General features: G+C 70.7%; 14 protein-coding genes. 1 reads left to right on the forward strand and 13 read right to left on the reverse strand.

The window, feature by feature from the left end:
* Positions 1-55: 55 nt before the first annotated feature.
* The 6 genes from carB to pyrR all read right to left on the reverse strand — a co-directional run bounded on the left by carB (position 56) and on the right by pyrR (position 8,087).
* Positions 56-3,364: a carbamoyl-phosphate synthase large subunit gene (gene carB / locus ACIRJR_RS21620; RefSeq protein ID WP_403783191.1), complete on the reverse strand. Its 3,309-nt coding sequence runs from the start codon at positions 3,362-3,364 to the stop codon at positions 56-58.
* A complete protein-coding gene (gene carA, locus ACIRJR_RS21625; RefSeq protein ID WP_403783195.1) occupies positions 3,357-4,499 on the reverse strand; it encodes a glutamine-hydrolyzing carbamoyl-phosphate synthase small subunit in 1,143 nt (380 codons plus the stop codon). The genes carB and carA overlap by 8 nt, the downstream gene beginning before the upstream one ends.
* A complete protein-coding gene (locus tag ACIRJR_RS21630) occupies positions 4,496-5,110 on the reverse strand; it encodes a hypothetical protein (RefSeq protein WP_403783198.1) in 615 nt (204 codons plus the stop codon). Before ACIRJR_RS21630 ends, carA begins: the two co-directional genes overlap by 4 nt.
* Entirely contained in the window at positions 5,107-6,393 is a 1,287-nt protein-coding gene (locus ACIRJR_RS21635; RefSeq protein WP_403783201.1) for a dihydroorotase, read from the reverse strand. The genes ACIRJR_RS21630 and ACIRJR_RS21635 overlap by 4 nt, the downstream gene beginning before the upstream one ends.
* Positions 6,394-6,395: 2 nt before the next feature.
* Positions 6,396-7,412 carry an aspartate carbamoyltransferase catalytic subunit gene (locus tag ACIRJR_RS21640; protein WP_403783204.1) on the reverse strand — a complete coding sequence of 339 codons (1,017 nt, stop codon included), beginning with the start codon at positions 7,410-7,412 and terminating at the stop codon, positions 6,396-6,398.
* Between the two features lie 90 nt (positions 7,413-7,502).
* On the reverse strand, positions 7,503-8,087 hold the full coding sequence (pyrR, locus tag ACIRJR_RS21645; RefSeq protein WP_403783207.1) for a bifunctional pyr operon transcriptional regulator/uracil phosphoribosyltransferase PyrR: 585 nt from the start codon (positions 8,085-8,087) through the stop codon (positions 7,503-7,505).
* 219 nt (positions 8,088-8,306) lie between these two features.
* On the opposite strand from pyrR, the gene bldD reads away from it, so the two are divergent.
* Positions 8,307-8,807: a transcriptional regulator BldD gene (gene bldD, locus ACIRJR_RS21650; RefSeq protein WP_014157378.1), complete on the forward strand. Its 501-nt coding sequence runs from the start codon at positions 8,307-8,309 to the stop codon at positions 8,805-8,807.
* Positions 8,808-8,963: 156 nt separating this feature from the next.
* Here the strand turns inward: bldD and nusB are convergent, their stop codons facing one another.
* From nusB to aroC, 7 genes are all read right to left on the reverse strand, one after another.
* Positions 8,964-9,395, reverse strand: coding sequence for a transcription antitermination factor NusB (nusB, locus tag ACIRJR_RS21655; protein WP_031097763.1), 432 nt, complete (start codon positions 9,393-9,395; stop codon positions 8,964-8,966).
* 2 nt (positions 9,396-9,397) lie between these two features.
* Positions 9,398-9,964 (reverse strand): elongation factor P, encoded by a 567-nt coding sequence (gene efp, locus ACIRJR_RS21660; RefSeq protein ID WP_383116240.1) that lies wholly within the window; start codon positions 9,962-9,964, stop codon positions 9,398-9,400.
* 51 nt (positions 9,965-10,015) lie between these two features.
* Positions 10,016-11,122 (reverse strand): M24 family metallopeptidase, encoded by a 1,107-nt coding sequence (locus tag ACIRJR_RS21665; protein WP_403783212.1) that lies wholly within the window; start codon positions 11,120-11,122, stop codon positions 10,016-10,018.
* 70 nt (positions 11,123-11,192) lie between these two features.
* Positions 11,193-12,011 (reverse strand): Pro-rich N-terminal domain-containing protein, encoded by an 819-nt coding sequence (locus tag ACIRJR_RS21670; protein WP_403783215.1) that lies wholly within the window; start codon positions 12,009-12,011, stop codon positions 11,193-11,195.
* Positions 12,012-12,127: 116 nt separating this feature from the next.
* On the reverse strand, positions 12,128-12,571 hold the full coding sequence (gene aroQ, locus ACIRJR_RS21675) for a type II 3-dehydroquinate dehydratase (protein WP_403783218.1): 444 nt from the start codon (positions 12,569-12,571) through the stop codon (positions 12,128-12,130).
* Positions 12,568-14,214 carry a 3-dehydroquinate synthase gene (gene aroB / locus ACIRJR_RS21680; protein WP_403783221.1) on the reverse strand — a complete coding sequence of 549 codons (1,647 nt, stop codon included), beginning with the start codon at positions 14,212-14,214 and terminating at the stop codon, positions 12,568-12,570. The genes aroQ and aroB overlap by 4 nt, the downstream gene beginning before the upstream one ends.
* Positions 14,211-15,395 carry a chorismate synthase gene (gene aroC / locus ACIRJR_RS21685; protein ID WP_403783224.1) on the reverse strand — a complete coding sequence of 395 codons (1,185 nt, stop codon included), beginning with the start codon at positions 15,393-15,395 and terminating at the stop codon, positions 14,211-14,213. The genes aroB and aroC overlap by 4 nt, the downstream gene beginning before the upstream one ends.
* Between the last annotated feature and the right edge of the window lie 16 nt (positions 15,396-15,411).

The raw sequence follows: 15,411 nt of genomic DNA on the forward strand, positions 1-15,411 counted from the left end.
ACGGTGTCCTCATGAAGAGGGGGACACCGTTTCCGGTGTCCCCCTGTGCTGGCTTCTAGTCGCGTGCCGCGGTCAGATGCTCGGCGTGTTCCTGGAGGGAACGTACGCCGACCCCGCCGTGGTTGAGCGCGTCGATGCCCTGGACGGCGGCGGCGAGCGCCTGGACCGTGGTGAGGCACGGCACGGACCGTGCGACGGCCGCGGTGCGGATCTCGTAGCCGTCGAGCCGGCCGCCCGTTCCGTACGGGGTGTTGACGATGAGGTCGACCTCGCCGTCGTGGATCAGCTGGACGATGGTCTTCTCACCGTTCGGACCCTCGCCCTCGGACAGCTTGCGCACGACCGTGGCGTTGATCCCGTTGCGCTTGAGGACCTCGGCGGTGCCGGAGGTGGCCATCAGCTCGAAGCCGTGGGCTACCAGCTCGCGGGCCGGGAAGATCATCGTGCGCTTGTCGCGGTTGGCGACCGAGATGAAGGCGCGGCCCTTGGTGGGCAGCGGTCCGTAGGCGCCGGCCTGCGACTTGGCGTACGCGGTGCCGAAGACGGAGTCGATGCCCATGACCTCGCCGGTGGAGCGCATCTCCGGGCCGAGGACCGTGTCGACGCCGCGGCCCTGGATGTCGCGGAAGCGCGACCACGGCATGACGGCCTCCTTGACGGAGATCGGCGCGTCGAGCGGCAGGGTGCCGCCGTCGCCCTGCTTCGGCAGCAGCCCCTCCTCGCGCAGCTCCGCGACGGTCGCGCCCAGCGAGATGCGGGCGGCGGCCTTCGCGAGCGGCACCGCGGTCGCCTTCGAGGTGAAGGGGACGGTCCGCGAGGCGCGCGGGTTGGCTTCGAGGACGTAGAGGATGTCGCCGGAGAGCGCGAACTGGATGTTGATCAGTCCGCGTACGCCGACACCCTTGGCGATGCCCTCGGTGGAGGCCCTCAGCCGCTTGATGTCGTAGCCGCCGAGGGTGATCGGGGGCAGCGCGCAGGCGGAGTCGCCGGAGTGGATACCGGCCTCCTCGATGTGCTCCATCACGCCGCCGAGGTAGAGCTCGGTGCCGTCGTAGAGCGCGTCGACGTCGATCTCGATGGCGTCGTCGAGGAAGCGGTCGACCAGGACCGGCCGGGTGGGGCTGATCTCGGTGGACTCGGAGATGTACGAGGCGAGGCGCGTCTCGTCGTAGACGATCTCCATGCCGCGGCCGCCGAGCACGTACGACGGGCGGACGAGGACGGGGTAGCCGATCTCGTCGGCGATGGCCTTGGCCTCGCCGAAGGTGGTGGCGGTGCCGTGCTTCGGAGCGGGCAGCCCCGCCTCGGCGAGGACGCGGCCGAAGGCTCCGCGGTCCTCGGCGGCGTGGATCGCCTCCGGGGAGGTGCCGACGACGGGGACGCCGTTGTCCTTGAGCGCCTGCGCCAGGCCCAGCGGGGTCTGGCCGCCGAGCTGCACGATGACGCCGGCGATCGGGCCGGCCAGCGACTCGGCGTGCACGATCTCCAGGACGTCCTCGAGGGTGAGCGGCTCGAAGTACAGCCGGTCGGAGGTGTCGTAGTCCGTGGAGACGGTCTCCGGGTTGCAGTTGACCATCACGGTCTCGTAGCCCGCGTCGCTCAGGGCGAAGGAGGCGTGGACGCAGGAGTAGTCGAACTCGATGCCCTGGCCGATGCGGTTCGGGCCGGAGCCGAGGATGATCACCGCGGGCTTGGTGCGGGGCGCGACCTCGCTCTCCTCGTCGTAGGAGGAGTAGAAGTACGGCGTCTTCGCGGCGAACTCGGCGGCACAGGTGTCGACCGTCTTGTAGACCGGGCGGATGCCGAGCGCGTGCCGGACCTCGCGTACGACGTCCTCGCGCAGGCCACGGATGTCGGCGACCTGTGCGTCGGAGAAGCCGTGCCGCTTGGCCTCGGCGAGCAGCTCGGTGTCGAGGCGCTCGGCGGAGGCCAGCTCGTCGGCGATCTCCTTGATCAGGAAGAGCTGGTCGACGAACCACGGGTCGATCCTCGTGGCGTCGAAGACCTCTTCCTGGGTGGCGCCGGCGCGGATCGCCTGCATGACGGTGTTGATACGGCCGTCCGTGGGGCGCACCGCCTCGGCGAGGAGCTCCGCCTTGTCGCCCGGGTCGCCGGTGAAGGCGAACTGCGAGCCCTTCTTCTCCAGGGAGCGCAGGGCCTTCTGCAGGGCCTCGGTGAAGTTGCGGCCGATGGCCATGGCCTCGCCCACCGACTTCATGGTGGTGGTGAGGGTGGAGTCGGCCGACGGGAACTTCTCGAAGGCGAAGCGCGGGGCCTTGACCACGACGTAGTCGAGGGTCGGCTCGAAGGAGGCCGGGGTCTTCTCGGTGATGTCGTTGGGGATCTCGTCGAGCGTGTAGCCGACGGCCAGCTTGGCGGCGATCTTGGCGATCGGGAAGCCGGTGGCCTTGGAGGCGAGCGCCGAGGAGCGGGAGACGCGCGGGTTCATCTCGATCACGATGATCCGGCCGTCGGCGGGGTCGATCGCGAACTGGATGTTGCAGCCGCCGGTGTCGACGCCGACCTCGCGGATGATCGCGATGCCGATGTCGCGGAGCCGCTGGTACTCGCGGTCGGTGAGCGTCATCGACGGGGCGACGGTGATCGAGTCACCGGTGTGGACGCCCATCGGGTCGAAGTTCTCGATGGAGCAGACGACCACGACGTTGTCGTTCCTGTCGCGCATCAGCTCCAGCTCGTACTCCTTCCAGCCGAGGATGGACTCCTCCAGGAGCACCTCGGTGGTCGGCGAGAGCGTGAGGCCCTGTCCCGCGATGCGGCGCAGCTCGTCCTCGTCGTGGGCGAAGCCGGAGCCGGCGCCGCCCATGGTGAAGGAGGGGCGGACGACGACGGGGTAGCCGCCGAGGGTGTCCACACCGGCGATGACGTCGTCCATGGTGTGGCAGATGACGGAGCGGGCGGACTCGCCGTAGCCGATCTTCGCCTTGACGGCCTCGACGACCCCCTTGAAGAGGTCGCGGTCCTCGCCCTTGTTGATGGCCTCGACGTTGGCGCCGATGAGCTCGACGCCGTACTTCTCCAGCACACCGTTGTCGTGCATGGAGATCGCGGTGTTGAGCGCGGTCTGGCCGCCCAGGGTCGGGAGCAGCGCGTCGGGGCGCTCCTTGGCGATGATCTTCTCGACGAACTCGGGGGTGATCGGCTCGACGTACGTGGCGTCGGCGATCTCCGGGTCGGTCATGATCGTCGCCGGGTTGGAGTTGACCAGGATGACGCGCAGGCCCTCGGCCTTGAGCACGCGGCAGGCCTGGGTGCCGGAGTAGTCGAACTCGGCGGCCTGGCCGATGACGATCGGACCGGAGCCGATGACCAGGACGGACTGGATATCGGAGCGCTTAGGCACGCTGGCCCTCCATCAGGGTGACGAAACGGTCGAAGAGGTACGCGGCGTCGTGCGGGCCCGCGGCTGCTTCGGGGTGGTACTGGACGCTGAAGGCCGGCTGGTCGAGCAGCTGCAGCCCCTCGACGACCTGGTCGTTCAGGCATACGTGGGAGACCTCGGCCCGGCCGAACTCCGTGTCGGAGACCTTGTCGAGCGGAGCGTCCACGGCGAATCCGTGGTTGTGCGCGGTGACCTCGACCTTGCCGGTCGTGCGGTCCTGCACGGGCTGGTTGATGCCGCGGTGGCCGTACTTCAGCTTGTAGGTGCCGAAGCCGAGCGAGCGGCCCAGGATCTGGTTGCCGAAGCAGATGCCGAAGAGCGGGGTCTTGCGCTCCAGGACACCGCGCATGACGGAGACCGGGTGGTCGGCGGTGGACGGGTCGCCGGGGCCGTTGGAGAAGAAGACTCCGTCGGGCTTCACCGCGTACACCTCGTCGAGGGTCGCGGTGGCCGGCAGGACGTGCACCTCGATGCCGCGCTCGGCCATGCGGTGCGGGGTCATGCCCTTGATGCCGAGGTCGATCGCCGCGACCGTGAACTTCTTGGTGCCGACCGCGGGGACGACGTACGCCTCCTTGGTGGCGACCTCGGCCGCGAGGTCGGCTCCGCTCATCTCGGGGGCCTGGCGCACCTTGGCGAGCAGCACGCCCTCGTCCTGGACGGCGTTGCCGGAGAAGATGCCGACGCGCATCGCGCCGCGCTCACGCAGGTGGCGGGTGAGGGCGCGGGTGTCGATGCCGCTGATGCCGACGACGCCCTGGCTCGCGAGCTCCTCGTCCAGCGAGCGGCGGGAGCGCCAGTTGGAGGGGACCCGGGCGGGGTCGCGCACGACGTAGCCGGAGACCCAGATCCGCTTCGACTCGGGGTCCTCGTCGTTCACACCGGTGTTGCCGACGTGCGGGGCGGTCATGACGACGACCTGGCGGTGGTACGAGGGGTCGGTCAGCGTCTCCTGGTAGCCGGTCATGCCGGTCGAGAACACCGCCTCTCCGAAGGTCTCCCCCACGGCCCCGTAGGCGCGGCCGCGGAAGGAGCGGCCGTCCTCCAGTACGAGTACGGCGGGAGCTTTTCCGGCTCCCCGGGTGGAGATCGTCATCGTGCGGTGCCTTCCGTCGTGCTGGTGGTGGTGCTGGTGAGGTTCTCGCCGGCCGCGCCGGTGAGGTGGGTGACGGCGTCGACCCACGCCTGGTGCTCGGCCGCGTGGTCGGAGCGGAAGCCCGAGTCGATCATCGTGTCGCCGTGCACCCAGGTGATGACGAGCAGGCCGCCTTCGGGCAGGACCTTGCCGGCGAGCGCCTTGTCGAGCCTGGCCTCACGCAGGGCGGCGGCCGGTACGAAGAAGTCGGCCGCCCCGGGGCGTACGACGTCCAGGCCCTGCGAGGTCAGGGTCAGCTCGACCCGGCTGCGGGTCCCGAGGCCGTGCGCGACGATCCGGTCGAGCCACTGCCCGGCGGTCGTCGAGGCGTGGTACCGCCCGGTGAGGGTGAGGATCCTCTCGCCGTCCGCGAACCCCTCGGGGGTGCTCGCGAGCTCGGGGAGGCCGGACTGCAGCCTGCCGCGCCACTTCCATCCCTGGCGCATCAGCCAGTAGACGAACGCGATGAACAGGGCCAGTCCGAGGACCCAGCTGATGCGGGCCGACCAGTCCGTCACCTCGGCCGACTTCTGGTCGGCGGCCAGCTGGAGGAGGGGGTTGAGTGTTGTCACGCGAGCTTCCCGTCGACGACCGTGGCACGGCCCCGCAGGAAGGTGTGGGTAACTCGGCCGGGCAGCTCGCGACCCTCGTACGGAGTGTTGCGGCTGCGGGAGGCGAAGCCCGCGGGGTCCACAGCTCCACGGTATGCCGGATCGACCAGGGTGAGGTTGGCGGGCTCACCCGCCGAGACGGGCCGGCCGTGTCCTTCGAGCCTGCCGATGGCGGCGGGGCGCGTCGACATGCGGTCGGCGACACCCGCCCAGTCGAGCAGCCCGGTGTCCACCATCGTCTGCTGGACCACGGAGAGCGCGGTCTCCAGGCCCACCATGCCCATGGCGGCGGCGGCCCACTCGCAGTCCTTGTCCTCGTGGGGGTGCGGGGCGTGGTCGGTAGCCACGCAGTCGATGGTGCCGTCGGCGAGGGCCTCGCGCAGGGCCATGACGTCGGCCTCGGTGCGCAGCGGCGGGTTCACCTTGTAGACGGGGTTGTAGGTCCGTACGAGTTCGTCGGTGAGCAGCAGGTGGTGCGGCGTGACCTCGGCGGTGACGTTCCAGCCCTTGGACTTGGCCCAGCGGACGATCTCCACGGAGCCGGCGGTCGACAGGTGGCAGATGTGCACCCGGGAGCCGACGTGGGCGGCGAGGAGGACGTCGCGGGCGATGATCGACTCCTCGGCGACGGCGGGCCAGCCGCCGAGACCGAGTTCGGCGGAGACGATGCCCTCGTTCATCTGGGCCCCCTCGGTGAGGCGGGGCTCCTGCGCGTGCTGCGCCACGACTCCGTCGAAGGCCTTCACGTACTCCAGCGCGCGGCGCATGATCACGGCGTCGTCGACGCACTTGCCGTCGTCGGAGAAGACCTTCACTCCGGCGGCGGAGTCGTGCATGGCTCCCAGCTCGGCGAGCTGCTTGCCCTCCAGGCCGACGGTGACGGCGCCGACGGGCTGCACGTCGCAGTAGCCGGACTCCTTGCCGAGCCGCCAGACCTGCTCGACGACACCGGCGGTGTCGGCGACGGGGAAGGTGTTGGCCATGGCGTGGACGGCGGTGAAGCCGCCGACCGCCGCCGCCTTGGTGCCCGTGAGGACCGTCTCGGAGTCCTCGCGTCCGGGCTCGCGCAGATGGGTGTGCAGGTCGACGAGGCCGGGCAGCAGGATCTGGCCGGCCGCCTCGACGACGGTGGCGTCAGCCGCTTCGATGCCGGTGCCGACCTCGACGACGGTCTCGCCGTCGATGAGGACGTCCTGCGGCTCGCCGCCGAGGACCTTCGCACCGCGGATCAGGATCTTGCTCATGGTTACTTGTTCTCCTCGGTACGGGCGGAGGCGGAGGGCAGGGCGGTCTCGGAGCCGCCGAGCAGCAGGTACAGGACGGCCATGCGGGTGGAGACGCCGTTCGCGACCTGCTCGACGGCGGTGCAGCGGTCGGAGTCGGCGACCTCGGCCGTGATCTCCATGCCGCGGACCATCGGGCCGGGGTGCATCACGATGGCGTGCTCCGGCATCTTCGCCATGCGTTCGCCGTCGAGGCCGTAGCGGCGGGAGTACTCACGCTCGGTCGGGAAGTAGGCGGCGTTCATCCGTTCGCGCTGCACACGGAGCATCATGACCGCGTCGGACTTCGGCAGCACGTCGTCGAGGCGGTAGCTGACGTCGCAGGGCCACTGCTCGACGCCGACCGGCACGAGGGTGGGCGGGGCCACCAGGGTGACGTGCGCACCGAGGGTGTGGAGCAGGTGGACGTTGGACCGGGCGACGCGGCTGTGCAGGATGTCACCGACGATCGTGATCCGCCGGCCTTCGAGGTCCCGGCCGATGCCCGCGTCGTGCCCGACCAGCCTGCGGCGCATCGTGAACGCGTCCAGCAACGCCTGGGTGGGGTGCTCGTGGGTGCCGTCACCGGCGTTGACGACCGCGCTGTCGATCCAGCCCGAGGTGGCGAGGCGGTAGGGGGCCCCGGAGGCGCCGTGGCGGATGACGACGGCGTCGGCGCCCATGGCCTCCAGGGTCAGGGCGGTGTCCTTGAGCGACTCGCCCTTGGAGACGGACGAACCCTTCGCGGAGAAGTTGATGACGTCGGCGGAGAGGCGCTTGGCGGCGGCCTCGAACGAGATCCTCGTGCGGGTCGAGTCCTCGAAGAACAGGTTGACGACCGTTCGTCCACGCAGCGTGGGAAGTTTCTTGATCGGCCGGTCCGCGACCCGGGCCATCTCCTCGGCGGTGTCGAGGATCAGGACGGCGTCGTCGCGGGTGAGGTCTGCGGCCGAGATGAGGTGACGGGGGGTCCGGGGGTTGTCCCCGGGAGGGCGCAGCATCTTGAGTTCTCCGTGAAGGGTGGAGGAATCAGGCGGGTGGGCGTGGCGAAGCGGCCGTGCGGCCGGTGGGACGCACGGGACGGGGCTCCGCTACTGCTCGCCTGCCGGGACGGCCTGCTTGACGCCGAGCAGCACGGCGTCGCGGCCGTCCTCCTCGGCGAGCTGGACCCTGACCGTCTCCCGCAGCGACGTGGGGAGGTTCTTGCCGACGTAGTCGGCGCGGATCGGGAGTTCGCGGTGGCCGCGGTCGACGAGGACCGCGAGCTGCACGGCACGGGGCCGGCCGATGTCGCCGAGCGCGTCGAGTGCTGCCCGGATCGTGCGCCCGGAGAAGAGCACGTCGTCGACGAGCACGACGAGGCGGCCCTCGATGCCCTCACCGGGGATCTCGGTGCGTCCCAGGGCACGCGCGGGGCGCATCCGGAGGTCGTCGCGGTACATCGTGATGTCGAGTGACCCGACCGGCGTCTTCCGGCCGGTGATCTCTTCGAGTTTTCCGGCGAGCCGACCGGCGAGGAAGACCCCCCGTGTCGGGATGCCGAGAAGCACCACGTCGTCGGCGCCCTTGGCGCGTTCGACGATCTCGTGGGCGATCCGGGTCAGTACCCGGGCGATGTCGGGAGCCTCGAGAACGGGGCGTGCCGCATTGCCGGTCTGGTCATGCTGTGCGTCCATAAGAAACGGACCTCCTTCTCCGCCTCACTGGACGGACGTTAAAGGACGTCGAAATTGCGTCATCCACGTTACCAGGGCTTGTGCGAGGCCCTGGCCCCGCCCCCAGGAGGTGGCATCCCGGACCTTTCGGCTTGACGCAGCCAAGTAACGCTGCGTAACCTCACAGTGAGTTACCAGCCACGCGGCCCAGCCGCAATGTTCCAGCGTCCGGGGAGCCTTATGTCCAGCGAATACGCCAAGCAGCTCGGGGCCAAGCTCCGCGCCATCCGCACCCAGCAGGGCCTCTCCCTCCACGGCGTGGAGGAGAAGTCGCAGGGTCGCTGGAAGGCCGTCGTGGTCGGTTCCTACGAGCGCGGCGACCGCGCCGTGACCGTGCAGCGCCTTGCCGAGCTGGCCGACTTCTACGGCGTCCCGGTGCAGGAGCTCCTGCCGGGCACGACCCCCGGCGGTGCCGCCGAGCCGCCGCCGAAGCTGGTCCTCGACCTGGAGCGCCTCGCCCACGTGCCGCCGGAGAAGGCCGGACCGCTGCAGCGTTACGCGGCGACGATCCAGAGCCAGCGCGGCGACTACAACGGCAAGGTGCTCTCCATCCGCCAGGACGACCTGCGGACCCTGGCCGTGATCTACGACCAGTCGCCGTCCGTGCTCACGGAGCAGCTGATCAGCTGGGGCGTGCTGGACGCGGACGCGCGTCGCGCGGTCGCGCACGACGAGGGCTGACGGCCCCGACGAAGAACGCACCGCCGGGTCGGCGGGGTCCCTGAGGACCCACCGGCCCGGCGTTCTCATGTCGTCCCGGCCCGCCCGGGGGACGCCGAAGGGCCCACGGTCACACATCGACCGTGGGCCCTTCGTTCGGCTCGAGACCGCCGGAGGCTACTGCTCCCGGCGGAGATTCGGCTTGAGGTCCTTGAAACGGGCCAGCAGGCCGTTCACGAAGGCCGGGGAGTCGTCCGTGGAGAACTCCTTGGCGAGCTGCACCGCCTCGTCGATCACGACGGCGTCCGGGGTCGAGTCCATCCAGATCAGCTCGTACGCACCGAGCCGCAGGATGCTCCGGTCGACGACCGGCATGCGGTCGATCTCCCAGTCCACGGCGTAGGTGACGATGAGGTCGTCGATCCGGTCGGCGTACTGCGCGTACCCCTCGACCAGCTCCATCGTGAATTCCCCGACCGGCGGCTGTCGGTCGTCGGTCCGCGAGAGCCGCACCCAGTCCGCGAGGACCGTCTGCACGGACTCACCGCGCTGGTCGGCCTCGAAAAGGATCTGGAAGGCGCGCTTGCGGGCCTTGTTCCGGGCAGCCACGGTTAGCTGTTCACCCGGCCGAGGTAGTCGCCCGTACGGGTGTCGACCTTGATCTTCTCGCCGGTGGTGATGAAGAGCGGGACACCGATCTCGTAGTCGGTCTCCAGCGTGGCGGGCTTGGTGCCGCCGGTGGAGCGGTCACCCTGGACACCGGGGTCGGTGTGCTTGATGGTCAGCTCGACCGCGGCGGGGAGCTCGACGTAGAGCACCTCGCCCTCGTGCTGCGCGACCGAGGCGGTGAAGCCCTCGATCAGGAAGTTGGCGGCGTCGCCGACGGACTTGCGGTCGACCATGAGCTGGTCGTACGTGTCCATGTCCATGAAGACGAAGTACTCGCCGTCCATGTACGAGAACTGCATGTCGCGGCGGTCGATGGTGGCCGTCTCGACCTTGACGCCGGCGTTGAACGTCTTGTCGACGACCTTGCCGGAGAGCACGTTCTTGAGCTTGGTGCGCACGAAGGCGGGGCCCTTGCCGGGCTTGACGTGCTGGAACTCGACGACGGACCAGAGCTGGCCTCCGTCGAGCTTGAGCACCAGGCCGTTCTTGAGGTCGTTCGTGGAAGCCACGGTTGCGGAATCTCCTGGACTGAAAGCTGGTGGACAACCAACGAACGCGCGCTAGAGCGCGAGCAGCTCCTTGGTCGTAATGGTGAGTAGCTCGGGTCCGCCGTCCGCCTCGGGGCGCACGACGAGCGTGTCATCGATCCGGACACCGCCCCGGCCCGGGAGGTGGACCCCCGGTTCGACGGTGACCGGCACACAAGCGTCCAGTTTACCCATGGCTGCCGGTGCCAACTGCGGGTCCTCGTCGATTTCCAGTCCGACCCCGTGCCCGGTGCTCGGCTGGAGGCCGTCCGCGTAGCCCGCGGAGTCCAGGAGATGGCGGGCCGCGCGGTCCACGTCGCGGCAGGCGACGCCGGGGAGGAGAGCCTCACGTCCGGCCCGCTGAGCGGCGAAAACAAGGTCGTAGAGCTCGATCTGCCAGTCCGCGGGACTGGTCCCGATGACGAACGTACGGCCGATCTCGCAACGGTATCCCCGGTAGTTCGCGCCGAGGCAGACGGAGAGGAAATCGCCTTCCTCGACCCGGCGATCGGTGGGCCGGTGGCGGCCCAGGCCCGAATGGGGGCCCGTCCCCACGGAGGTGGCGAAGGCCGGGCCGTCGGCTCCGTGGTCCACCAGCCTGCGCTCCAGCTCCAGGGCGAGGTGGCGTTCGGTACGCCCGACCAGGATGGATTCGAGGAGTTCACCGAGCGCCTGGTCGGTGATCTCGGCCGCGATCCGCAGGCAGGCGATCTCCTCCTCGTCCTTCACCAGGCGCAGCTGCTCCACCGTGCCGCCGAGATCACCGAGGCGCAGGCGGGGGGCGGCGGAGCCCATGGCGCGGTGCCGGGCGACCGTCAGGTCGTGCTCCTCGACCGCCAGGGAGCCGGCCTGCAGGCCTTCGGCGAGTCCGGCGGCCGCGACGACCGGGTCACCGTCGCTCTCCGGCAGGACGGTCAGCCGCAGCCGCTCGTCGGGGCGCCCGTGGGCGGGGTCCCCCGTCGGCGCGCGGGGGCAGAGCAGGACGTCCTCGACGGGACCGAGCAGCAGCACGGCACCGGGCGGGGCCGCGCCCGCGAGATACCGGACGTTGGCGGGGCGGGAGACCAGCGCGGCCGCGGATCCGGCGGCGGCGTACCGGTCACGCAGTTGCCCGCGTCGGACGGCGTACACCTCTGACATGTTTCCGAGCCTACGAGCGCCGGCGGAGCCCCGCCCGGTCAGCGCACCCGACCGGGATACCGCACGGTCGCTACCAGGCGGGCGGGCTGGCTATGGAGCGGGCCAGGACGTCGTCGAGGACCCTCGCGGTGGTCTCGACGTCGTAGGTGGAGTTGTCGATGATCGGCAGCCCCGAGCCGTACCAGCCGGCCATCCGGCCGTGGATCCGGGCGACTTCCTCGTCCGACAGCCTGCGGTTGCCGCTGCGGGCCGCGTTGCGCTCCAGGACGACCTCGAGGCCGGGCAGGAGGACGACCGGCAGCAGCCCTGGGCCGACGTGCCGCTTCCAGCCTCCCAGGCCGACGACCGGCCGGTCGGGAAAGACCGCGTCGTCGAGGATGCACGAGATGCCGTTGGCCAGGAAATTACGGGCGGCGAAGCCGCAGGTGCGCCTGGCAAGGCGGTACTGGGCCTCGGAGTGGTCGTTCCATCCGGCCTGCGGGTCGGCGAAGCCGGAGCAGACCCATTCGCGGACGTCGTCGAGGGACACGTGCGCGGTGGGGACCCGGCGCCGGCCGGCCCAGAGCTTGGCGACCGTGGTCTTGCCCGCTCCGGCGGGGCCGATCAGGAGCACGGCCAGGGTCGCCGCACCGGTGCCCGGCTCGGCGGGCGGCGCGGGCAGCGGGACGGGTCCGCCCGGGGGCAGCTGGACGTGCCCGGTGGTCTCCGGGGCGGGAGGCATCGGGGCATGCGGGGGCAGGGGCGCCTGAGGATGTGCTCCAGGCGCCGCGGAGGGAGGCGGCGGCCCCGCCGCCTGGCCGGGGTGGGCCGAGTGCTGTGCCTGGTGCGTCCACGGCCCGTTCCCGGGTCCTTGGGGCGGAGGCAGCGGGGCCCCCACTGCGTGCTGCATCCGGTGCCACTCCGTCTCGTACAGGCAACTGGCGCTGGTCGAACGGCAACCGTACCTTCCCCGGCCGCCGTGGGGTGAACGGGCGGGGAAGGCACGAAGTGCCCGGTGTCAGTCCGTCAGTCCGTCAGTTCGCCGGCCAGGGCGCGCAGGGCGAGCCGGTAGGAGCCGATCCCGAATCCTGCCACGGTCCCGGTGGCCACCGGGGCGATCACGGAGGTGTGGCGGAATTCCTCACGCGCGTACGGATTCGAGATGTGCACCTCGATCAGCGGGGCGGTGCGCTGGGCTGCGGCGTCGCGCATTCCGTACGAGTAGTGCGTGAAGGCACCCGGGTTGATGACGACCGGAATCGAGCCGTCCGCCGCCTCGTGGAGCCATCGGATCAACTCGCCCTCGTCGTTGGTCTCCCGGACCTCGACGTCGAAGCCGAGTTCCTTGCCGACGGCCTGGCAGGTGTCGACGAGACCGGCGTAGGACGTCGCCCCGTACACATCGGGCTCGCGGGAGCCCAGACGGCCGAGGTTGGGGCCGTTGAGCACGAAGACCCTGCGGGCCGTCACGCGGAGACCTCCCCGTAGGCGGCGAGCAGGACGGCCGGGTCGGGGCCCTCCAGCACGGTGGGCTTCGCGATGCCGTCCAGGACGATGAAGCGCAGCAGGTCGCCGCGGGACTTCTTGTCGACCTTCATGTTCTCCAGGAGCTTCGGCCACTGGTCACCCCGGTAGGTGAGCGGCAGCCCGACGGACTCCAGGACGGCGCGGTGCCGGTCGGCGGTGGCGTCGTCCAGGCGGCCCGCGAGCCGGCCGAGCTCCGCTGCGAAGACCATGCCGACCGAGACGGCCGCGCCGTGGCGCCACTTGTAGCGCTCGTTCTTCTCGATGGCGTGGGCCAGGGTGTGGCCGTAGTTGAGGATCTCCCGCAGGCCCGACTCCTTGAGGTCGCTGGAGACGACCTCGGCCTTGACCCTGATGGAGCGCACGATGAGCTCCGCTGTGTGCGGTCCGGCGGGAGTACGGGCGCCCTGGGGGTCGGCCTCGATGAGGTCGAGGATGACCGGGTCGGCGATGAAACCCGCCTTGATGATCTCGGCCAGGCCTGAGACGTAGTCGTTGACCGGCAGCGAGTCCAGTGCCGCCAGGTCGCAGAGAACCCCGGCCGGCGGGTGGAAGGCACCCACGAGGTTCTTGCCCTCGGCGGTGTTGATGCCGGTCTTGCCGCCGACCGCTGCGTCGACCATCCCGAGCACGGTCGTCGGTACGGCGATCCAGCGCACTCCTCGCAGCCAGGAGGCGGCGACGAACCCCGCGACGTCGGTGGTGGCGCCACCGCCGACACCGACGATGACGTCGGTCCGGGTGAAGCCGGTCTGGCCGAGCGCCTTCCAGCAGTAGGCGGCGACCTCGACGGTCTTGGCCTCCTCGGCGTTCGGCAGCTGGATCGCGATGGCCTCGTAACCCTGGGCCGCGAGGTCCTCGCGGACGGCCTCGCCGGTCTCGGCGAGCGCCTCGGGGTGCAGGACGGCGACCCGCTTGGCCCGGTCGCCGATGAGGTTCGGCAGCTCGCCGAGGAGCTGGCGTCCGACGAGCACCTCGTAGGCGTCGGTGCCCGCCGTGCCGGCGATCTGGATGGTCCTGCTGCCCTGCTCGGTCATGGCTGTCCTGTCCCGGCCGGCCGGTACGGGTTCGCCCGTGCGCTCCGGCAGTTCCAATGCGTCGAGGACCGCCTGGGCGACCTCTTCGGGGGTGCGTTCGTCGGTCGCGACGGTCGCGCCCGCCACTTCCTCGTACAGATGGCGCCTGGCGTCCATGAGCTCGCGCCACTGCCTGCGCGGGTTGACGGCGAGCAGCGGGCGCGCGGTGTTCAGCCCGACGCGCCTGACGGCCTCGTCCACGTCCATCGAGAGATAGACGACCCGGCGGCCGGCGAGCAGCGCGCGGGTCGACCCGTCGAGGACGGAACCGCCGCCGAGCGCGAGCACGCCGGGGTGCCCGGCGACGGCCTCCCGCACGGCGTCGCGTTCCAGGGCCCGGAAGTGCTCCTCGCCCTCGTCGAAGAAGATCTCCGGGATCGACTTGCCGGCGGTGGTGACGACGTCCGCGTCGGTGTCGCGGTAGGTGGTGCCGAGCCGCTCGGCGAGCAGCTCCCCCACCGTGGACTTGCCGACCCCCATCGGGCCGACCAGGACGATCAGCGGGCCGCTCACCGGATCTGGAGGTGGGAGAGGTACGACTGCACGTTGCGGTGGGTCTCGGCGACGCTGTCGCCGCCGAACTTCTCCGCGACCGCGTCGGCCAGCACCAGGGCCACCATCGCCTCGGCGACGATCCCGGCTGCCGGGACGGCGCAGACGTCGGACCGCTGGTGGTGCGCCTTGGCGGCCTCACCGGTCACCACGTCGATGGTGGCGAGCGCGCGCGGCACGGTGGCGATGGGCTTCATCGCGGCACGGACGCGCAGGAGCTCACCGGTGGTCAGCCCGCCCTCGGTGCCGCCGGCGCGGCCGGAGGCACGCTTGATGCCGTTCTCCGTGGCGATGATCTCGTCGTGGGCCTTCGACCCCGGGACCCGCGCGAGGTCGAAGCCGTCGCCGACCTCGACGCCCTTGATGGCCTGGATGCCCATCAGGGCACCGGCCAGCCGTGCGTCCAGCTTGCGGTCCCAGTGCACGTGCGAGCCGAGGCCCACGGGGACTCCGTAGGCGAGCACCTCGACGACTCCCCCGAGGGTGTCGCCGTCCTTGTGGGCCTGGTCGATCTCCTCGACCATCGCCTTCGACGCCTCGGCGTCCAGGCAGCGCACGGGGTCGGCGTCGAGACGCTCGACGTCGGAGGGCTTGGGGTAGACACCGTAGGGCGCCTTGGCCGCGGCCAGTTCGACGACGTGGGAGACGATCTCGATGCCCGCGGTCTCCTTGAGGTAGGAGCGGGCGACGGCGCCGAGGGCGACGCGGGCCGCGGTCTCACGGGCGCTCGCGCGCTCCAGGACCGGGCGGGCCTCTTCGAAGCCGTACTTCTGCATCCCGGCGAGGTCGGCGTGACCGGGCCGGGGGCGGGTCAGCGGGGCGTTGCGGGCCTGCGCGGCGAGCACCTCGGGGTCGACCGGGTCGGCCGACATGACCTGCTCCCACTTGGGCCACTCGGTGTTGCCCACCATGACGGCGACGGGCGAGCCCATGGTCAGGCCGTGCCGGACGCCGCCGAGGAAGGTGACCTCGTCCCGCTCGAACTTCATCCGGGCGCCACGCCCGTAACCGAGCCGTCGCCTGGCGAGCGCGTCCGCCACCATCTCCGTGGTGACGGGGATACCGGCGGGAAGACCCTCCAGCGTCGCCACCAGTGCGGGGCCGTGCGACTCTCCGGCGGTCAGCCAGCGCAACCTGCTCAACGGTGCTCCTCATGCT

Origin of the sequence: Streptomyces sp. NPDC102402, assembly GCF_044765765.1 — a bacterium.
Classification (GTDB): domain Bacteria; phylum Actinomycetota; class Actinomycetes; order Streptomycetales; family Streptomycetaceae; genus Streptomyces.

What these genes read in the sequence shown, in the direction of transcription:
- ACIRJR_RS21640 (WP_403783204.1), bottom strand. Translation starts at nt 7,412, where the DNA reads ATGCTGCGCCCTCCCGGGGACAACCCCCGGACCCCCCGTCACCTCATC.
- ACIRJR_RS21670 (WP_403783215.1), bottom strand. Translation starts at nt 12,011, where the DNA reads ATGCAGCACGCAGTGGGGGCCCCGCTGCCTCCGCCCCAAGGACCCGGG.
- pyrR (WP_403783207.1), bottom strand. Translation starts at nt 8,087, where the DNA reads ATGGACGCACAGCATGACCAGACCGGCAATGCGGCACGCCCCGTTCTC.
- bldD (WP_014157378.1), top strand. Translation starts at nt 8,307, where the DNA reads ATGTCCAGCGAATACGCCAAGCAGCTCGGGGCCAAGCTCCGCGCCATC.
- carA (WP_403783195.1), bottom strand. Translation starts at nt 4,499, where the DNA reads ATGACGATCTCCACCCGGGGAGCCGGAAAAGCTCCCGCCGTACTCGTA.
- ACIRJR_RS21665 (WP_403783212.1), bottom strand. Translation starts at nt 11,122, where the DNA reads ATGTCAGAGGTGTACGCCGTCCGACGCGGGCAACTGCGTGACCGGTAC.
- ACIRJR_RS21635 (WP_403783201.1), bottom strand. Translation starts at nt 6,393, where the DNA reads ATGAGCAAGATCCTGATCCGCGGTGCGAAGGTCCTCGGCGGCGAGCCG.